Source organism: Stieleria neptunia, from assembly GCF_007754155.1.
GTDB classification, from domain to species: Bacteria; Planctomycetota; Planctomycetia; order Pirellulales; family Pirellulaceae; genus Stieleria; species Stieleria neptunia.
This window is the reverse complement of record NZ_CP037423.1, coordinates 4,646,142-4,665,237: the sequence shown is the minus strand read 5'-3', so window position 1 is coordinate 4,665,237 and position 19,096 is coordinate 4,646,142. Positions and strand designations below refer to the sequence as shown.

The following is a 19,096-nucleotide window of genomic DNA, read 5'->3' as shown; positions in this document are numbered from 1 at the left end:
TTAGGGCTTGAATCGAAGTCGCCCCAATGAGGCTTGATGAGAACCACGACGTCACACTGCACAAACCAGTCAAGGCCGACAGACCAGGAAAACCCCAAGCATCATGACGCCGGATGGGGGCGCCAAATCAAATCTGTTAAATGGGCGAAAATCTTCCGGCCGTAACGATTTTACTGGGAATCCTCGCTCATGGCAGTCGAAAACTCAGTGGGAGTGGCTTGTTCTCCATCGCCGACCCACCGCAATCTGTCCATGAACGCACCGACTCTCTCCGTGATCGCCGCGCTGACGATCGGCTCCAGCCTATTGGGACAAGCTCCCGCGGATCCGCTGCGACTTTCTCCGGTCCAGCTCGACGACGTCAGCCGCCCCGCTTCGCCAGGCGATTCGCCCGCGGTGCCGCGTCCCACCCCCGAAGCATTCGGACAGCCCAAAAACGAGTCCGAACCGGTCCCACCCCCCGACGAACGCAAACGCGACGTCGCGGCAATGCAACTTGCTCGATTGGACAAACCGCTTTCGCAAATTCAGCTATCCGGATTGGCATCACCACCTCAGGTTTCACAACCGGGTTTCACGCCGCCGCAGGTCGTGTGGATGACCGCCGGCGGCGATGGTCCGGACTACCCGCTCGATTCCGTGACGACCTACACACGACGACGCCTGTATTTCGAAGACGCGCCGCTGGAACGTTGCGGCCAAACCGAATGGATTTTTTCCGACGGGATCATGACCAATTTGCATTCGGGAGCAAAGTTTCTGATCGATACCGCTCTGCTGCCGTACCGCTTGATCCGACAGCGGCCCGACGAATTAGTCGGCGCGGTGGCCGAATGAACCATGGAAGTGGTCTTGGCGAGCCGGCCTTGACTTTGATAAGTCCCAATGCCCGACGGTCTTGCCGTCACGAAACATTCCCGTTGAAGTCTTGGTTTTGGAAACGGAATGCCGCACCAACCAATCATCGAACCTGACATGACACACCTTCGTCGCCTGCGCCCCTTCTCCTGCGGCGCCATCGCCGCAGTCCTCTGCGTGCTGGCGTGTGGGTGTCACGACGGGCCGCTCTACGGTCTGAAACGGGTCAATCCGTACTTCACGATGCGCGAATGGAAACGGGACCGAGAACTCGGCGTCACCGACCACCAGCGGCGGCAAGAGTTGCAAACGCTCGCCAGTCAGATCGGCGACATGAACACGCGAGAACAAGCGAAATGGGCAACCCACCTGGATCGCATCATCGAAAACGATCCCAGCCCCGAAATGCGGCGGCTTTCGATTCTCGCCGCCAGCAATTTGAAGACGCCCGGGGCGATCGAACTGATTGAACGCGGACTCGACGACGAAAGTCTGAAGGTTCAAATGGAAGCCTGCCGCTCATTGGGAAAACGGCGTGAACCCGAAGCCGCCCAGTTGCTCGCGTCCACACTCGGTACGACTCCCGAGGCCGACGTGAAGAATTCGGCGATCGCCGCACTCGGCAAGCACAAGGGCAACATCCCTGTCGAGTCGCTTCGCTTGGCATTGGAAGACCGCGACCCGGCAACGATTCACCTGGCGATGCAAAGTCTGAAAGGCGTCATCGGGAAAGACTACGGCAGTGATCCCCAACAATGGATCGCCGCGATCGATGCACAACGCGCGCCCGCAGGGCCCACCGCGGATGCGGACGACGTCCGCGTGGCCGACGGTGAAGGCGACGAGAAGACGATCCGATAGAGTCCGACGTGTTGGGATGCGGGCAAGACGTTGCATCTCGGAGGACGGTAACGGCAATTTCACGCAAGCGACCGATATCCCGTGGGATGTCGATTCATTTGCTGCAGGATTTGCCCCCCCTTTAGATTCTCTCCCTTTGGGAGAGACGGCGTTTGCGCAGCAAGCAAACGCCAGAGAGGGCCGGAGCTGCGAAAGTTTTAGCGTTTTCCGCTACGATCAAATCCGTCACTTTTACAATCGACGTCCCGTAGGGATGAAAGCGAGTAGCCGGAGGTGAGCGTAGCGACACCTCCGGAATCCGATGCCGGGAAGCTTGGTCGCCCCCGACAGAAAACGCAGTGAAGCATTTTCCCCCTGTGTTTCTAGAAGTTTTAGCGGCAGGGCGCGAGCCCTCCGGTTCTTCATCTTTGCCAAAACACCGGAGGGCTCGCGGGCCGTCGATTTAATGAGATTTGTCGAAGCAATGGTGAGCCGCCGGCCGTAAGGCCTCGGGCGACGCATGGATGCCCGGCCGCTTACGCGTCGCGGCTCACTCAATCGACAGCCCGCTCGCGCCCTGCCGCTAAACAAATGCTTCACAGCGGCGAGCGCCCCGCCGTCAATCCACGAACACAAAGTCGTTGGACAGCAGCAACGTCTGGGCGAGTTGTGCCAGACGCCCCAGCGGTGCTTCATTGCCCCGCTCAATCGGCCCAGCGAAGTCGCGTTTCGAATCGCCTTCGAAGTAGTCGCCGCCGTCGGATTTTAACGAGACCTGACACCGCAAGAAGAACGAATCGAAGCTATCCGAGGCGCGTGGGGACACGACAAAATCGACCGTCTCTCCTTCGGCGACATCGGCGTTCAAATTGCGAAACGGCCGATTGTTGCTCTTCTGGTTTTCGCGCCAGATTCGCCGATCTCCGACCCAGATCGCCAATTCGACGCCGTCACCTTGATCGTTTCGATGCCCCACCATGCCGCTGATCGTCACGCGACCGCTGGCCGGTGCCACCCATCGTCGCACGACGGCATGCTGTCGCCCGGGATGTCCATTCTCCGCACCGATCGACGCATAGCCGAGTTCGGAGGATGCGGGCAATTTCTCTTGGTCCTGCCACGTCGATCCGCTGAACACCGCCAGCGGGCGAAACTCGGTCACGCGGCTCTCCGCGTTCGCCGGCGAGGTTCCATAGCGCCAAGCGAGCTGGGGATCGAATCGCTGCTCGCGTCGGCCGGCCGGTTGCCGCAAAAACACGACACACGCCTCGCGCTCGCGTGCACTCGGTTGGCGAGACAGAATCCGCTCGAACAGACGATCCACCTGCGCCGCACTGTCCTGGCTGTCTGCCCGGACCTGCTCGGCGGCCGAACGCGCGAACACGCCGATCTGTGGATGGTTCATCAAGAACAACGCTTGCTGCGGCACGGTGGTAAAGAACCGTTTGGGCGTATGCGCGTCGGGGCTGGCCATGTCGAACGTCCGGAACAGCGACGGCAAGTTTTGGCGATCGATCATGGCGTAGAGCGTTCGTCGCGGGCTGGGCGAGGCCAAATGGATCTCGACCGGCGGGCCGCCGATGGTACGATCGAGTCGACCGCAGACCGCCAGCACCGAATCACGCAAGGATTCGAAATCGCGGCGTCGACGGTTCCCGCGCGACGCCAGACGATTTTCGGGATCAAGACGCAGCGCTGCGTCGTCGGCGGGTTCGGCCGATTGGGCGTACACGCGCGAAGAGACGATCCGCCGAATCAGTCGCTTGACGCTCCAGTGTTCGGCAAACTCCGCGGACAACTCATCCAGTACTCCGACCAACGGCGGTGCTTCGGTGCGGACACCAAAGTCACTGGTCGAATCGACGATCGGTCGACCAATCAGATGCATCCAGATTCGATTGACGAACACACGCGCGACCAACGGGTTCTCTTGCGATGCCAGCCGCTCGGCCAATTCACGCCGGCCACTGCCATCGCTGAACCGCGGCTCGTCGGGTTTTCGCAGCGCCGTCAGATACTGACGTGGCGCCGTTTCACCTCGATTGCCGGGCTGGCCACGCACGAACACATGGCTGTCGGCGGGCTTGGCTCGATCGACCAAGGCCAGCGGGCTGGCGGCGTCTTCGGGGGTCTCGCTGCTTTGCAAGATGCCCAGCAACGAGTAGTAATCGGTCGTCGGGATCGGATCAAACTTGTGATCGTGACAGCGTGCACAGGCGACGGTCATTCCCATCAACCCACGCGTGATGACATCGATCCGGTCGTCGATCGTGTCGTAGCGATTGAGGAATCGACGGCCGACGGTCAGAAAACCCATCGCATCCAAATCACCGTTTTGGTTGTCCGGATCAAAGCGATCCGCGGCCAATTGCAGCCGGATCATCTGGTCAAACGGCATGTCGGTTGCGAAGGCCCGGATCAGCCAATCGCGATAACGATCACTGCCCTCGAGTCGACGCTCCTTGCCCGCCAACGCGTACCCGATCGTGTCGGCGTACCGCGCGACGTCCATCCAGTGCCTGGCAAATCGCTCGGCAAACTGCGGAGAGGCGAGCAGGCGATCGACCAAACGGAGATGCTTGTCGGTTTCGGTGGAGGCGACGAAGGCGTTGATCTGGGCGATCGTCGGCGGCAGCCCGGTCAAGTCGTGGTAGAGTCGCCGAATCAATGTCCGGTCGTCGCAGAGCGGGGAAAGGGAAACGCCCGCGTCGTCTGCCAAGCCCCTGGCGATCGCGTCAATCACATCGCAATCGTCGTCGCCGACCGCGACGTCGCCGCGGAACCGCTGGGGCGCGTTGAACGCCCAGTGGGACCGGGGATCGATGTCCATCGGCGAAGTTTTCTTTGGCGGCTCGGCGATCCACTGGCGGGGGTCGGGCGCCCCCATTCGCACCCAGTCCTCCAACAATTTGATTTCGCGTTCATCGAGCTTGCCGGTCGGCGGCATTTCATACTCGGCATCGTCATAGCGGACGGCCTGGATCATCAAACTCGCGTCCGGGTCCCCGGGCACCAGGGCCGGGCCGGAAATGCCGCCGGTCCGCAGCGAAGCGGCAGCATCCACGAATAATTCACCGGACGATTCCCCCGACTGGCGTGAATGGCATTCGTAGCAGTGCTGGATCAGCAGCGGTCGAATCTTCGACTCAAAGAACGCTTCTTCTTCAGGTGCGATCTTCGCCGCTTGTTTCGCATCCGATGGTGCGGCGGGCTGTGCGGCGGGCGAAGGTTCCGCGGCGGAGGACGAAGCGGCGGTGCACAACGTGGTGATGCATAGTGCGGTGATGCACCATGCGGTGATGCACAGTGCGGCCGCGTAGGAGGCGGCAAGAACAGAGACGTATTTCATTGCGGGCGGTGGGCGGGGTGGTGGTGGGGACAACAGGATAACCTCATCGAGAGGAAAACGCCAAACCAAACGGCGACTCCCCGACAGCCTTTCCACATGTCAAAGTTTGCCCAGACGGCGTGTGTGAATCGGAAAATCGTCGACTCGCGCGTTCTGTAGCCGCCAACCGTTTTTCAGCCACTGCTTCTTTCGTTAGCGTGTGCAACCGCTGTGACTGGGTCACGAAATTATCTCCACACGACATTTTTACCACTCGGACGCTGATGCCTCAGGACGAACTCTCTTCCGCCAACGAAACGGAATCTCAAGTAACCGACACGATCGCGGAGCCCTCGGCAGGGTCGACGGACCCCGCCGTCCCGGCTGCCGAACCGCCCGCCGACTCTCCCGCGACCGTGGAGGAAGTCATCAAGGACGCCGATCTGGATGCCGCCAAGGCCGCCTGGGAGGAACAGGCCGACCCCACCGCGGCGACGGTCAGCGAAGCGGACTTGCAGCGGGCGAGCGAATTGGCCGAGCCGTTTGTCGGTCAATGGAATCAATTGATCAGCACGACCAACTGGGAAAAAGGCCGGATCATCAGCCTGTGGCGAAACGAGTTGATCGAATCGGGTGTCGACGCGACCCAGTACTCCGATGACGCCTGGTCGCGACGCGTCGGCGGCGTGACCGCGCCGCACGTCGGGCGACTCCGCCGGGTCTATGAGCGATTCAACGATTCGTACCAGAGCTACCAGGGGTTGTACTGGAGCCACTTTTTGGCGGCCCTGGATTGGGAAGACGCTCCGCTGTGGTTGGAAGGCGCCGCGAACGAAAAGTGGAGCATTTCGGTGATGCGTGAAAAACGCTGGCAGGCCGAAGGTGCGGTCGATAGCAACCGCCCGACGGACAGCCAGATCGTCGAGGTCGACACCGACGAAGACGTCACGCTGCCCGCGCAAGGGGACGGCAAAAACCGGGAATACGATAACGACAGCGGCGGCGTGGAATCCGGCCCCACGTTCGAAGGCCCCGACTTCGGCGACGAAGAAGAATTGCAATCCCTGGCGGGCCAAAACAAAGAAGGCGAAGCTGGCATTCAAGCCGAGGGATCCGAAACCGAAGCGCCTGCCGCACCGGTCCAGCCCTTCATCGGACTGCCCCAGTTGCCGAACGACTTGAACGAAGCCATCGAGTCGCTCAAGCTGGCCATCCTGCGACACAAAGCGGCCGAGTGGCGCGACGTCGAAGTCGATGTGGTCGAACGCTACCTGCAAGCCGTCGGCGTGATGCTCCGCAGTTAGACACGTCGTCAGGGGCGAAAGTTAAATGCAGACCCGACGGTGCAAGCCCGGTGCCACGTACTTTGACACCCAACGGGGTGTTGTTGGTTAGCGGCAGGGCGCGAGCCCTCCGGTCTTTCACGGTGTGATTGAAACGCAACCGGACGACTCGCGCCGTTCCGCGAACACCGTCGCTGCTAAATTGAATCGACGCTGCGCGTCGCGTCTCGCAGGTGCTCCTTTTGGCTGACCAAGCGCGCGACCTGCTGCCATCCCGCATCCACTTCACGGACGGATTCGCAGACCAGGTGCGCTTCGTCCCAGTCGTGCTCGTCTTCGATGACAAACCGCAGACCACAACGATCGAGTTCGTCGGGAACGGGCACAAAGTTCAGTTCATAGTCGCCGGGTGCATCCTCCATGCAGCCGGCCAGGGTTTGGCCGGGAGACAAACGGTCGGCGTTCCGTCTCAGCCGGCGGATCGCATCGGCGTGACACACCTCGCCGGCCAACCCCAGACGCTCCATCGGGGTTCGCCCTTGAGCACTGGACGTGTAACCGAAGTAGTCCCCGCGACCGCTTTTGCACGCTTTGGACAGCAACCCGTCGACCAAGGCGGCGTCGACAAACGGCCGGTTGGCCGGAACATAAAACACCCACGTGGGCATCGTCCGATCCACGATCGCGCCGACTCGTTCCACCAAATGGCACGTCGGCAGACTCAGCGGATGGATCACGGGGCTCTTGAGTTGCGTCATCGAATCCGGCAAGTGACAGCCCACCGCGTAGATCTCATCCACCCACTGGCATTCGCTCAACCGCGCCGCCATCCGCAACAACAAAGGTTGCCCGGCCAGTCGTCGATTGGCGAACCGCTGGATCGCATGTGGCGGATCGACCCGCTGACCTTCACCGACCGCCGCCCCACCACCGAACGATCTGTCATCACCGACTCGGTGGTCTCCCAGATCGATGACCGCGACGATCCGCTGGCCACACCGCGTTCCTTTGGTTTCTGACATCGCCTACCCCTCCACAAAAATTTTTGATGATTCGATCCGGCTGGCGATCGAATCGTCATCGCCACACCCCATTGTGGTGTCGCCCGGAATGCCGCGTCTACGGAAATCGAATGGAACTTTTTGGCGAATCTTGGAATTTTCCCTCAAGTCCTATCTTCCGTTGCGGTGCCCCATCCTGCGACCCTGAGCGGCGTTGCAAAATTCTTTTCTGTCTGCTTATCAATCACCCTGCTGGACGAGGGATCGTCATGCTCGAACTGAGCCAATTTTTCGCCGTGGTCAATGCGTTGGCGTTACCTGTGCTGGGGCTGTGGGCACTGCTTTCGACCAAGTTGTCCGTCGGCGACGCGTTGCGACGTGCCGAACGCCGTTTCTTGATCGCGTTGGTGATCATCAGTTTGGTGACGCTGCGGACCGTGATGCGTCTGGATGAAGTCTGGTTGATCCACACCCTGACGTTGGCCTTCATGGTCTTGGGTGTGTTCACCGTCCCCAGCCGCGAAGGCGCCCTCGCAATCAGACCCGTGGCGTAAGCTTCCAGCTTGCGTCCCCCACGCCACCCGTGGCGTAAGCTTCCAGCTTGCGAATTTTCGCCAGCAAGCGATACTGGGCCGCTGACCCATTTCGCGCGCCCCCAAAAAGCAATGCCCGACCCACCGACGAGCACCACCACCCCCGAACTGACCGGCGTCTCTGTCCAACCGGGCGGCGCCGTCCGCGGGGAAATCCGACCGCCGGGCAGCAAAAGTTTGACCAACCGGGCGCTGATCTGCGCCGCGATGGCCTGCGGCCAGTCGACGCTTTCGGGAGCGTTGCGCAGCGAAGACACGGCGGTGATGATCGACAGTCTCCGCACCTGCGGCGTTTCGATCAATGTTTCCGAGGCCGGGCGAACGATCCAAGTCGACGCGTCGACCCGCAGCACCAGCGCGGACGCGGCCCATGAGTTGTACATCGCCAACAGCGGCACCTCGATTCGTTTTTTGACCGCCGCCCTGTCCGCGGCCGGAGGCAACTACGACTTGTCGGGCGTTGAGCGGATGCATCAACGGCCGATCGCTGACTTGGTCGCTGCACTGGCCGAAGTCCAACTCGGTTCGATCGCGACACAGTCCCCGGGCGGTTGCCCACCGGTCGCGATTCGCTCGCGCGGATGGAGCGACAAACCGATACGTGTCGGCGGCAGTGTCAGCAGCCAATACTTGAGCGGATTGATGATGGCCGCCCCGGTGGCCTTGCAAGCGCGGCGGTCACACGCCGATCCCGGTCACCCCGTCGGCGACATCCAAATCAACGTCATCGGCGAACTGGTCTCCCGGCCCTACATCGAAATGACGGCTTCGGTGATGCGATCGTTTGGGGCGAGCGTCGACATCCAGGAAATCGATTTAAACGCTGTCGATTCCGTCTCGTTGCGCGTCAACGTCTCGGGAGCGGGCTACCAAGGCATCGAGTACGCGATCGAACCAGACGCCTCGGCCGCCAGCTATTTCTGGGCCGCCGCGGCGATCACGGGGGGCGCGGTCACTGTGTTGGGGCTGACCCCCGACGCGATGCAAGGCGACGTCGGATTCTGCCGTGTGCTTGAGCAGATGGGATGCCGCTGCGTTCACGATGCCGACAGCATGACCATCTCCGGTCGTGCCTCGCGCGGCGTCGACGTGGACATGAACCAAATCAGCGATACCGTCCAAACGCTTGCCGTGGTGGCACTGTTTGCCGACGGCCCGACACGCGTTCGCGGCGTCGCCCACAATCGATTCAAAGAGACCGATCGCATCGGCGATCTGGCCTGCGAGCTCCGCAAACTCGGCGCGACGATTGACGAACACGACGACGGTCTGACGATCCATCCGCCCGGCGACGGGATCACGCCGGCCACGTTGGAAACCTACCATGACCACCGGATGGCGATGAGTCTTTCGCTGGCGGGCCTGGCCGCCGAAGGCGTCCGGGTACTGAACCCGTCCTGCACCGGAAAAACCTATCCCGAGTTCTTTGCCGACTTGGAAACGCTGACCGGTCGTCCCCACCGCTGGTGCTGAAGACGCGCCACGGGCTTGCGCCGCGTGTTGGGATGCATTCCAGCGGGACGCGTGACGGCCTGTCGATTTGGTGAGCCGCGACGCGTAAGCGGCCGGGCATTTCAGCGCCCGCCCGAGGCCTTACGGCCAGCGGCTCACCATTGACCCCGCAATCCCGATTAAATCGACAAGCTGGTCAGCGACCGGCGGGTGGCGAAATCTGGGAAACGTAGCGATCCCGCGAGCGAATGATCGTATAATACGGCCGTCGATTTCTATCCACACTCTTCGGACTTTCGCTCCATGTCTCGACTCGCGTTTCTGATCCTTGTCGCAACGGTCTCGAGTTCTAGCTGCCCGCCGGGTGCCGGCGCGGCAGAGCCTCCCAATATCGTGTTCATCTTTTCCGACGACCAGTGCTTCGACACCGTCGCAGCGTTCGGCCACCCGGAAGTCGAAACACCCAATCTGGATCGCATCGCCAAGCGCGCGACCACCTTCACCCGCGCCTACAACATGGGGTCTTGGTCGGGTGCGGTGTGTGTCGCCAGCCGCATGATGCTCAATTCCGGGCGATTCCTCTGGGACGCCGAAACGGTTTATCAAACCGCCGAACAGGAACGGCAAGCGGGTCGGTGGTGGAGCGAGTCGATGAAAGCCGCCGGATATCGAACCTACATGACCGGAAAATGGCATTGCCGGGCCGACGCGCAAAAATCCTTTGACGTCGCCCGCGATGTCCGCGGCGGCATGCCCAGCCAAACGCCGGCCGGGTACAACCGACCGCTCATCGATCCGGAAACCGGCGCAGTGACCGATCCCTGGTCCCCGAGTGATCCCAAGTTCGGCGGGTTCTGGGAAGGCGGAACGCACTGGAGTGAAGTGGTTGCCAATCACTCGGTCGATTTTCTCAGCGAGGCCAGCGCGATCGACCAGCCGTTCTTCATGTACCTGGCCTTCAACGCGCCACACGATCCACGCCAATCGCCTGCCGAGTACGTTGCCAAGTACCCGGTCGACCAAGTCAAACTGCCGAAAAATTTCCTGCCCGAATACCCCTACGCCGAAGCGATGGCTGCCGGACGAAGGCTGCGCGACGAAAAACTGGCTCCGTTCCCCCGCACGCCCCTGGCCGTCAAGACAAACCGCCAAGAGTATTACGCGATCATCACGCACATGGACGCGATGATCGGCAGGATTCTGGACGCCGTCAAAGCGACCGGCAAACAGGACAACACGTGGATCTTCTTTACCGCCGACCACGGGCTCGCCTGCGGTCAACACGGCTTGATGGGCAAACAAAACTTGTACGACCACAGCGTCCGTGTGCCGCTGATGGTGATCGGGCCGGACGCCAAAGCGGGGCAAACCATCGATCACCCGGTGTACCTGCAAGACATCATGCCGACGACCTTGGAATTGGCCGGGATCAAGCAACCCGAGCACGTCCAATTCAACAGCCTGTTGCCGATGCTCGGCGGTGCCGACAGCCCCTACGATGTCGTCTACGGCGCCTACTTGGATAAACAACGCAGCATCCGCACGGAAAACTACAAGCTGATCGTCTATCCCATTGCCAACAAGATGCGTTTGTACGACATGAAACAGGATCCGCTGGAAATGAACGACCTGGCCGGTTCGGCAAGCCATGCCAAAACGGTCAAGCGGTTGTTCTCGCGTCTGGAAACACTGCAAGCCGAAATGAACGACGGCCTGAACCTGGGCGAGTTGTCACGCTACACGGGGTCGTGAGAAGGGAAAGGTGGCGGCTAAAAAAATACACTGGCTCATCTCTCCCCAAAAAACGCCGGAGTCGCGAAGCGTCGAGCGTTTTTTGGGGAGAGGGGCTGGGGGTGAGGGGCTCAGGATTGAGACGCTTCACATCGATTGACGTACTAAATCGCGGATCATTTTGAGACGTGATTGTTGCCGGGTTTCACCCCACCACTTCCAACTTGGCGAAGGCGAGTCGGAAATTGTGTTCTCCGTCGGCGAATTGAACGCGTGCCATGCGTTTGGGGCCGAGACCGCTGACGGCCAGGATCGTTCCTTCGCCGTAATCGTAGTGCCGCACCGTGGTGCCTTCGCGATACGCCGTCAGCGGCGGACGATTCCCCGACATCAAATCCGCCGCCGTCTTGAGCGCACCGATCTCGGGGATCGATTTTGTTTTGGCCTCCGGAGGAGCCGATTCGGCGGTGACCGAATCAAACGCCGGCGAAGACTCTCGGGCTTGGTCGTCGGACGAGAACACGTCCTCGTCTTGATTGGCTCCGAAATCGAACGACACGTCTGCCTGGGCTTCTCCCTGGGCTTCCGCGTTGATTTGGATTTCCGGCAGATCCCAATCCCCTCCACCGCTCTGGTCGATCTCCTGATCAAAATAATTTCGTTGCACCGTCGACTCGATGCGTTTCATCTCCTCCAACGGCAGCTCGTTCAAAAACGGGCTGGCGATCACCGGTCGCGTGTCGCCGCGAATCATGCGACGTTTACAACAACTCAGCTGCAACCATTGTTTGGCGCGGGTGATACCGACGAACAATAAACGCCGCTCCTCTTCGAATTGGGCATCGTCTTCTTTGGATCGTTTGTGGGGCAGCAAATCATCTTCGACGCCGACGATGAAGACGCGTGGGAATTCCAGCCCCTTGGAGGCATGCAGGGTCATCAGTGTGACGCGTTGGTCGTTTTCTTCGAAGGCGTCGGTGTCGCTGACCAGTGCGACTTGCTCCAAAAACGCTTCCAGCGATCCGTCGTCGGGATGCCGCCGGTCAAAGTCCACCGCGGCACTGATCAATTCGTCGACGTTCCCCAGCGGACTGGAATCGTCCGCCTCGTCTGAATTCTTTTCCAGAAACTTGTCGTACCCCGATTCTTGAACCACGCACCGCATCAAGTCCTCCAGCGGCGCGGTCGCGCGGGCGGCGATCCGGTCGTAGATCGCGACAAATTTCTTGACCATCGTGACGCTGCGTTTGGCCAGCGATTCGATCTGCTCGGCCCGCCGGGCCGCTTCCAACATCGGGATGTTGTGGCTGTCGGCAAACGCCTGTAACCGCTGCACCGTCTTGGCGCCGATGCCGCGGGTCGGGGTGTTGATCACACGCGTCAGCGCAACGTCGTGTCCGGGATTGTTGACCAGATGCAGATACGCCAACACGTCCTTGATTTCTTTCCGCTGATAGAACTCGACGCCGTTGACGATTTGATAGGGAACGCCACGGCCACGCAGTGCGTGTTCGAGTGACCGAGTGAGCGAATTCATGCGACAAAAGATTGCGAAATCGCTCGGCCGGGCCAGGCCGGAAGAAATCGCCGCGACGATCTCATCGGCGATCGAATCGGCCTCCTCATAGCCGTTTTCAAACCACCGCAAAATCACCGGTTCACCTTCGTCGTTGTCGGTGAACAGGTTCTTTTGCTTGCGACGTCGGTTGTGACGGATCAATTGATCGGCGACCCGCAACACGTTGGGCGTGCTGCGATAGTTTTGTTCCAGCCGAACCGTTCGGACCGAAGGGTAATCTTTTTCAAAATCCAGGATGTTGTTCAGGTCCGCGCCGCGCCAGCCATAGATCGATTGATCCGGGTCTCCGGTGACCGACAGGTTGGGGTGATCGATCGAAAGCGCCCGCACGATCGCATACTGAGCCAAATTGGTGTCTTGGTACTCGTCGACCAGGATGTAGCGAAATCGTTGATCCAGTTCGCCACGCAATTCAGGACTGTGCCGCAGCAGGTTGGCGACGTGCAACAGCAGGTCATCAAAGTCGACCGCGTTGGCCGTCAACAATTGACGTTGATAAACCGGGTACACCTTGGCGGCGACCGTTTCTTTGGGCGAAAGCATCTGGCCTTCCATCACATCCGGCGTGATCAGCTTGTTTTTCGCCTTGCTGATCACGTTGGCGATCTGGTCCGGAGACGCATGCGTGGTGGAAACCCCGGCGGCTTCGATCGCACGCTTCATCGCCTGCTTGGAATCCGAGGTGTCGTAAATCGAATAATTCTCTTGCAGGCCCACCATCGACGCGTACCGCCGCAACAGCTGGGCGCAGAAACGGTGAAAGGTGCCCATCCAGACCTTTTGCCCGGGCGCCAGCTTGTCCAACCGCAATCGCATCTCGTCGGCGGCTTTGTTGGTAAAGGTCAACGCCGCGATTTGCCAGTCCGGAATGTCTTGCGCCAACAAATACGCGATCCGGTGCGTGACCACTCGCGTCTTTCCGCTGCCCGGGCCGGCCAGGATCAACATCGGGCCGTCGACGTGCTGAACCGCTTCGCATTGCGGGGCTGTCAATTCGCGGAGCAAAGCGTCGCTGTGGGGAACATCCATGGCAGGTCGACTGGCGGAAACAGAATTCGGAAGAAACGCCATCATCATATAACGAACAGCCACCTCAAGGCCATGACGCCAAAACCATGGCCCCGCGGCGACCCACCGGCCGACCGTTGCCCAAGGCGGTTCTGACCGCAGCGAGGTCGCGCAGTTTTTTAAGTCACCCTCCTGTGTGGAGGTCGAGCGGTTTTAAAGTCACCCTCCTGGCAGGAGGGTCGTGCGAAGCGAGGGGAGTTTCATAGTCAAGTAATGATTCTAGCTCCCCTCTCCCCCAACACTCTGGCGAACCTAAGCGAGCCAGAGTGTTGGGGGAGAGGGGCTGGGGGTGAGGGGGAATCCAATCCATCGCGACGCATACGAGCAGAGAAGCCCCTAAGGCGAGATTTGATACGCAAGCGATGAAACCCGACAATAAGCACACGTCAAAGTGTTCGGCGATTTAGCACCTCAATCGAGGTGAAGCGTCTCAATGCTGAGCCCCTCACCCCCAACCCCGTTTCGTTAATCCACTCAAAAACGGCATGATAGTTTGCCCGAAGACCGTTTGACCGAAAGCCGATCTCCGTTTCGACTTTGAAGATCGGTCCCGCGCTTCAGAAACGATGCACGCCGGCGCCGCCGCGTTCGGCTTCCCACCCCCCACGGCGCGGCGGCCGACTCGCTACAATCAGGTACCATTGTGATGCGCGACAGCTGGCCCGATCCCTTGAACCTGACCCCATGGCAAAAAACGTTATTGGAACCGACCTCGAGACCTGCAGCACGGACCCGATGACCGGCTTTTATCGTGACGGGTGCTGCAACACCGGCGCTTCGGACGCGGGGCTGCACGTGATCTGTGCCGTGATGACGGCTGAATTCTTGGATTTCAGCAAGTCGCGCGGCAATGATCTCAGCACCCCCAATCCGCTGTACCGGTTCGCCGGACTGCAACCGGGCGACCGCTGGTGTTTGTGCGCCGCACGCTGGAAAGAGGCCTACGATGCCGGCCAAGCCCCTCAGGTGGTCCTCCGCGCCACCCATGTCTCGGCCCTGGAGTTTGCTTCGCTGGAAGAACTCCGGGAGCACGCGGTGGACGAATCCGAGCGGTAGCCTCGGTTAGCTGGGCAACCTGCAGCAAATGGCAGAGCGGTTGTCGGGTGTGCGGCGCCTTCTATTGACGATAACTTTTTGTCGCTCCTATACTTCGCGATCGACACTTGTGCGACATTGACGCTCGCCCAGCCCAACGCTTCCAACTCGTTCACTCACCGCAATCGGCTCGTCTCGCTTAGACAACGCGGACAAGACCACTCATGAAAGATCGCCAGGCAGAACTGGAACAGAACATCGTCGCCGAGAATTTGGCCGGCTTTTACAAGAAGATTGAGCCTTATTCCAAGCTCATCCTGACGGCGGTGGTGATCGTCATTGTGGCGTTGATCGCCGTCGGACTCTACTCCAGCGGCGAAGTCGCCAAACGCAGCGACGCGACCTTGCAGTTGCTGATGGAGAACCCCGAAGTCGCGTCCCAGTACCCCGACACCGTCGCGGCGGCTTGGTCGCTGCTGTTCCAGGGCAATGAAAGCTTGGCCCAAGGCATCAACTCGCTGTACCAAGACCGCGACGAAGCCGAGACCTTGCTCTCCCAAGCCAAAGATCAATTCAGCGACGCCCGGGCGGCGTCGAAAGAAACGCTGTTGCTGTCCCGGGCAAATTTGGGTCTGGGCATGGCCGCCGAATCGCTGGGCGAAATCGATGAGGCGATCGACGCCTACAAGCGAACCGTGGACGCCAACGAGTCCGAAGCAATGGTCGCCGTGGCACAGGAACGTATCGACCGACTGTCCAACCCGGACACCGTCGAATTCTTGGCCTGGTTCTCCGATCAAGATTTCTCGCCCGCCGACCCCTCGCTGCCGCCCGAGCTTCCCGGCGCCTCCTCGCTTCCCGATCTGCCCGATTTGGACCTCCCCGATCTGAACATGGGCGACGATCTGAAGTCGTCCGACGAGCCCGGCGCCCCGATCGAAGGCGGATTAGAACTGCCGGAAACGACCGAGCCGGAAACGACTGAACCGGAAACGACTGAACCGGAAACGACTGAACCGGAAACGACTGAACCGGAAACGACTGAACCGGAAACGATTGAACCGGAAGCTGCCACCGAGCCGGAAGCTGCCGAACCGGCAGCGGAAAAGACGGAAGAAACCGCCGAGTAGCGGCTTGCCGCGACGTCGCGAACGGCTGCGGGTGTTTTGCCCAGTCGACAAGACATTCAGTCGAATCGAAGGTCCAATGATGCAACTCGGGTGAAGTCAGAATCACTTTCTAACGAAGACGCTGCCATCAGCGACGAGTCCCCCAGCGACGAGCCTCTGAACGACGAATCGAGCGATCCGGTGCGCCGGGATTTCGTCGTTCCCGAGTCGGCGGCCAACCAACGCATCGATCTGTTTCTGACCAGCGCCTGCGACGGCTACAGCCGCACGCAAATCCGCCAGGCGGTTCAGGAGGATCAAGCGGCGGTGGATGGACGAACGGTCCGCCCGAGTTTCCGGATCAAACCCGGACAAACGATCCGTTTTCAACTGCCCGAAGCATTCTCCGATGAAGTGGTCCCGGAGAACATCCCGTTGGACCTGCTGTACGAAGACGACGGATTTGTCGTCGTCAACAAACCGCCGGGGATGGTCGTGCACCCGGCCCGCGGCAACTGGCAGGGAACCTTGACCAGCGCGCTGGCACACCGTTTTCAGTGCCTGTCCGACGTCGGCGGCCCGACGCGACCGGGGATTGTCCACCGGTTGGACCGCGACACCAGCGGCGTCATCGTGGTCGCCAAGACCAACGCCGTTCACATGGCGTTGGCCCAGCAATGGCATGATCGCGAAGTCGAAAAAGAATACTTTGCCATCACCGTCGGCCGACTCGACCGCGATCGCGATGTCATCGACGCACCGATCGGGCGGCATCCCTACCAACGTGACAAGATGGCGATTCGAGAAAACCATTCGACCACGAAACCGGCCAATACGTTCTACGAAGTCATGGAGCGGATCGGTCGCTTCACGCTCGTCCGGGTCCGTCCTAAAACCGGACGGACCCACCAAATTCGCGTCCACCTGGCCCACCTGGGATGCCCGATCCTGTGTGACCGACTCTACGCGGGGCACGCCGTCGCGACGGAATCCTGGTTGCAGGGACAAGGCACCCTCGCGGGCAGCCCACCCGTGCTCGATCGCCAGGCCTTGCACGCGCGCCGTTTGACACTCTGCCATCCCCAAAGTGGCGAATCGATGACCTTCGAAGCCCCCCTACCGGATGACATCCGGCGGACGATCCAGGTGATCCGCCAGACAGAGCACCGATGACTCCAGGGGTGACGACCGGCTACAATAGACACTCTTGATCGACAAGACGATTGACTCCTGTTGATCAAACCAACCGTTCACTGATTTCTACGCTCTTGAAATAGCCAGCCCATGTCGTCCGCCGCTAGTGATTCGAAAACTGAAGTCGGCAGCTACTTCATTTCGAACTATCCGCCCTACAGCCAATGGAAAAAGGACGCGCTGGAGGCAGTCGTCTCGGCGCTCCATAGCCCCGCGATCGAAACCACGCCGCTGGGGCTGTACCTGCACATCCCGTTTTGCCGAAAACGCTGCAAGTTCTGTTACTTCAAAGTCTTCACGGATGTGACCGCGCCGGAAGTCCAACGTTACGTCGACGCCTTGTGCAACGAAATTTCGATGGTCAGCGAAACGGAGGTGATGAAGGACCGCCCGTTCCGCTTCGTTTACTTCGGCGGCGGCACCCCCAGTTTCCTCTCCCCGAAACAGCTGACAGAACTGGCCGAACGACTCCGCCAGCACATCACCTGGGACGGCGCCGAAGAGGTGACGTTTGAATGTGAACCGGGGACGCTGAGCGAAACAAAGGTCAAAACGCTCCGCGAAGAACTCGGGGTCACGCGACTCAGCTTGGGTGTCGAAAACTTCTCCGACAAGCTGCTCGAAGAAAACGGCCGCGCCCACCTGTCCAAACAAGTGTTCCGCGCCTGGGAATGGATCGCCGAAGCCGAATTCCCCAACGTCAACATTGACCTAATCTCCGGGATGGTCGGTGAAACCTGGGACAACTGGAAAGACAACATTCGTCAAGCCATCGACATGTCACCCGAAAGCGTGACGATCTATCAGATGGAATTGCCTTTCAACACCGTGATCAGCAAGGACATGCTGGAGAACCACACGACCAGCCCGGTCGCCGATTGGACCACCAAGCGTGCCTGGGTGGATTACGCATTCAATGAATTCATCGATGCCGGCTACAGCATCAGCAGCGCCTACACGGTGGTGAAAGATCCTTCCAAGGTAAATTTCTCGTACCGAGACAATCTCTTCAAAGGAGCCGACTTGCTGGCCACCGGAATCGCCAGCTTCGGCCACGTCAGCGGCGTGCATTACCAGAACGTCGCCGAGTTAGAACAATACCTCTCGACGGTCGAGTCGGGTTCGCTGCCGCTGGGCCGTGGCTACGTTCCGACCGACCACCAACGACTGATCCGCGAGATGGTCTTGATGCTCAAACTCGGTTATTTGGAATTGGGCTACTTCCAAAACAAGTTCGGCGTCAACATTCTCGAGCGTTGGAAGTCGGAGTGGGAAAAGTATGTCGAAGACGGTTGGGCGACGGTCAACGGGGAACGCATCGAATTGACCCGATACGGTTTGCTGCGAGTCGACGCCATGTTGCCCGTGTTCTTTGAGCCGGAACATCAGAATGTCCGATACACGTAGCACCGAATCGTTCACCTTTGCGATGGGTGAATTCGAAGCCACGTTTCCGCTGGACCGCCAATACGCCAAGAACCACATGTGGGCTCAATGCATCGAGCCTGAATCAGGTTTAGGGGGCGGCACGTGGCGGTTCGGGTTGTCGGCCTACGCCGTTCGCTTGTTGCAAGACGTCTACTTTCTGGACTGGGAAGTCGAAGCACCGTCGGCGGTCGAGCACCGTCAGATGATTGGCGCGATCGAAAGCAAGAAGGCGGAAAGTGACTTGTATGCGCCCGTCGCCGGGACACTGTCGGCGATCAATGAACACGTTCTTTCCGACCCCAGTTTGATCAACGCCGATCCCTACGGCGCCGGATGGATGATCGAACTGGCCGTCGCCCAAGAGGGCTCGGGCGTCTTGCTGTCGCCCGAGCAATATGCCGATCACCTGACCGAAGCCTGGAAAGTCGCCCAGCGCACGATCAAGGGTCAAGCGAACGTCTAGGCACGCACTTTAACGTGTTCTCAAGCTGACACCGGACGACTCGCGGGCTGTCGATTTAGTCGGGATCTGCTGAGTCAATGGTGAGCCGCTGGCCGTAAGGCCTCGGGCAGCGTCGCAGTGCCCGGCCGCTTACG

At 60.1% G+C, this 19,096-nt stretch carries 14 protein-coding genes; 11 read left to right on the top strand and 3 right to left on the bottom strand.

Going from position 1 to position 19,096, the window contains the following annotated elements; genetic code table 11:
* The first annotated feature begins 252 nt into the window (after nucleotides 1-252).
* Together Enr13x_RS16210 and Enr13x_RS16205 are read left to right on the top strand one after the other, a co-directional pair.
* Nucleotides 253-837 carry a hypothetical protein gene (locus Enr13x_RS16210; RefSeq protein ID WP_145387768.1) on the top strand — a complete coding sequence of 195 codons (585 nt, stop codon included), beginning with the start codon at nucleotides 253-255 and terminating at the stop codon, nucleotides 835-837.
* Nucleotides 838-975: 138 nt separating this feature from the next.
* The gene (locus tag Enr13x_RS16205) at nucleotides 976-1,719 is read left to right on the top strand and encodes a HEAT repeat domain-containing protein (protein WP_145387766.1); all 744 of its coding nucleotides are present in this window, start codon (nucleotides 976-978) and stop codon (nucleotides 1,717-1,719) included.
* Between the two features lie 598 nt (nucleotides 1,720-2,317).
* Here Enr13x_RS16205 and Enr13x_RS16200 read toward each other — a convergent pair.
* A complete protein-coding gene (locus tag Enr13x_RS16200; protein ID WP_145387764.1) occupies nucleotides 2,318-5,047 on the bottom strand; it encodes a PSD1 and planctomycete cytochrome C domain-containing protein in 2,730 nt (909 codons plus the stop codon).
* A gap of 263 nt (nucleotides 5,048-5,310) precedes the next feature.
* On the opposite strand from Enr13x_RS16200, the gene Enr13x_RS16195 reads away from it, so the two are divergent.
* Nucleotides 5,311-6,330: a hypothetical protein gene (locus Enr13x_RS16195; protein ID WP_145387762.1), complete on the top strand. Its 1,020-nt coding sequence runs from the start codon at nucleotides 5,311-5,313 to the stop codon at nucleotides 6,328-6,330.
* A gap of 176 nt (nucleotides 6,331-6,506) precedes the next feature.
* On the opposite strand, the gene Enr13x_RS16190 is transcribed toward Enr13x_RS16195, so the two are convergent.
* Nucleotides 6,507-7,331 (bottom strand): NTP transferase domain-containing protein, encoded by an 825-nt coding sequence (locus Enr13x_RS16190; RefSeq protein WP_145387760.1) that lies wholly within the window; start codon nucleotides 7,329-7,331, stop codon nucleotides 6,507-6,509.
* A gap of 248 nt (nucleotides 7,332-7,579) precedes the next feature.
* Between Enr13x_RS16190 and Enr13x_RS16185 the strand changes: the two genes are divergently transcribed.
* From Enr13x_RS16185 to Enr13x_RS16175, 3 genes are all read left to right on the top strand, one after another.
* A complete protein-coding gene (locus tag Enr13x_RS16185) occupies nucleotides 7,580-7,864 on the top strand; it encodes a hypothetical protein (protein WP_145387758.1) in 285 nt (94 codons plus the stop codon).
* Nucleotides 7,865-7,975: 111 nt separating this feature from the next.
* The gene (gene aroA / locus Enr13x_RS16180) at nucleotides 7,976-9,376 is read left to right on the top strand and encodes a 3-phosphoshikimate 1-carboxyvinyltransferase (RefSeq protein ID WP_145387756.1); all 1,401 of its coding nucleotides are present in this window, start codon (nucleotides 7,976-7,978) and stop codon (nucleotides 9,374-9,376) included.
* A 282-nt stretch (nucleotides 9,377-9,658) separates the two neighbouring features.
* The gene (locus Enr13x_RS16175) at nucleotides 9,659-11,107 is read left to right on the top strand and encodes a sulfatase-like hydrolase/transferase (RefSeq protein WP_145387754.1); all 1,449 of its coding nucleotides are present in this window, start codon (nucleotides 9,659-9,661) and stop codon (nucleotides 11,105-11,107) included.
* A 184-nt stretch (nucleotides 11,108-11,291) separates the two neighbouring features.
* Here the strand turns inward: Enr13x_RS16175 and Enr13x_RS16170 are convergent, their stop codons facing one another.
* Complete coding sequence (locus Enr13x_RS16170; protein ID WP_145387752.1) at nucleotides 11,292-13,694, bottom strand: ATP-dependent helicase; 2,403 nt, start codon at nucleotides 13,692-13,694, stop codon at nucleotides 11,292-11,294.
* 723 nt (nucleotides 13,695-14,417) lie between these two features.
* Here Enr13x_RS16170 and Enr13x_RS16165 point away from each other — a divergent pair.
* The 5 genes from Enr13x_RS16165 (at nucleotide 14,418) to Enr13x_RS16145 (ending at nucleotide 18,962) form a co-directional block, all read left to right on the top strand.
* A complete protein-coding gene (locus Enr13x_RS16165) occupies nucleotides 14,418-14,789 on the top strand; it encodes a DUF2237 family protein (RefSeq protein ID WP_145387750.1) in 372 nt (123 codons plus the stop codon).
* 203 nt (nucleotides 14,790-14,992) lie between these two features.
* Nucleotides 14,993-15,898, top strand: a complete 906-nt coding sequence (locus tag Enr13x_RS38000) for a YfgM family protein (protein WP_197456067.1) — start codon at nucleotides 14,993-14,995, stop codon at nucleotides 15,896-15,898.
* Nucleotides 15,899-16,078: 180 nt separating this feature from the next.
* Nucleotides 16,079-17,050, top strand: coding sequence for an RluA family pseudouridine synthase (locus Enr13x_RS16155; RefSeq protein WP_145392399.1), 972 nt, complete (start codon nucleotides 16,079-16,081; stop codon nucleotides 17,048-17,050).
* Nucleotides 17,051-17,161: 111 nt separating this feature from the next.
* Nucleotides 17,162-18,478, top strand: a complete 1,317-nt coding sequence (locus Enr13x_RS16150) for a coproporphyrinogen-III oxidase family protein (RefSeq protein WP_145387748.1) — start codon at nucleotides 17,162-17,164, stop codon at nucleotides 18,476-18,478.
* Entirely contained in the window at nucleotides 18,462-18,962 is a 501-nt protein-coding gene (locus Enr13x_RS16145) for a glycine cleavage system protein H (RefSeq protein ID WP_145387746.1), read from the top strand. Before Enr13x_RS16150 ends, Enr13x_RS16145 begins: the two co-directional genes overlap by 17 nt.
* The last annotated feature ends 134 nt before the right edge of the window (nucleotides 18,963-19,096 follow it).

Excerpts from the sequence above, each read along its gene's own strand:
- Enr13x_RS16175 (WP_145387754.1), top strand. The coding sequence starts at position 9,659 with ATGTCTCGACTCGCGTTTCTGATCCTTGTCGCAACGGTCTCGAGTTCT.
- Enr13x_RS38000 (WP_197456067.1), top strand. The coding sequence starts at position 14,993 with ATGAAAGATCGCCAGGCAGAACTGGAACAGAACATCGTCGCCGAGAAT.
- Enr13x_RS16195 (WP_145387762.1), top strand. The coding sequence starts at position 5,311 with ATGCCTCAGGACGAACTCTCTTCCGCCAACGAAACGGAATCTCAAGTA.
- Enr13x_RS16210 (WP_145387768.1), top strand. The coding sequence starts at position 253 with ATGAACGCACCGACTCTCTCCGTGATCGCCGCGCTGACGATCGGCTCC.
- Enr13x_RS16190 (WP_145387760.1), bottom strand. The coding sequence starts at position 7,331 with ATGTCAGAAACCAAAGGAACGCGGTGTGGCCAGCGGATCGTCGCGGTC.
- Enr13x_RS16165 (WP_145387750.1), top strand. The coding sequence starts at position 14,418 with ATGGCAAAAAACGTTATTGGAACCGACCTCGAGACCTGCAGCACGGAC.
- Enr13x_RS16200 (WP_145387764.1), bottom strand. The coding sequence starts at position 5,047 with ATGAAATACGTCTCTGTTCTTGCCGCCTCCTACGCGGCCGCACTGTGC.
- aroA (WP_145387756.1), top strand. The coding sequence starts at position 7,976 with ATGCCCGACCCACCGACGAGCACCACCACCCCCGAACTGACCGGCGTC.
- Enr13x_RS16185 (WP_145387758.1), top strand. The coding sequence starts at position 7,580 with ATGCTCGAACTGAGCCAATTTTTCGCCGTGGTCAATGCGTTGGCGTTA.
- Enr13x_RS16150 (WP_145387748.1), top strand. The coding sequence starts at position 17,162 with ATGTCGTCCGCCGCTAGTGATTCGAAAACTGAAGTCGGCAGCTACTTC.
- Enr13x_RS16170 (WP_145387752.1), bottom strand. The coding sequence starts at position 13,694 with ATGGATGTTCCCCACAGCGACGCTTTGCTCCGCGAATTGACAGCCCCG.
- Enr13x_RS16205 (WP_145387766.1), top strand. The coding sequence starts at position 976 with ATGACACACCTTCGTCGCCTGCGCCCCTTCTCCTGCGGCGCCATCGCC.
- Enr13x_RS16145 (WP_145387746.1), top strand. The coding sequence starts at position 18,462 with ATGTCCGATACACGTAGCACCGAATCGTTCACCTTTGCGATGGGTGAA.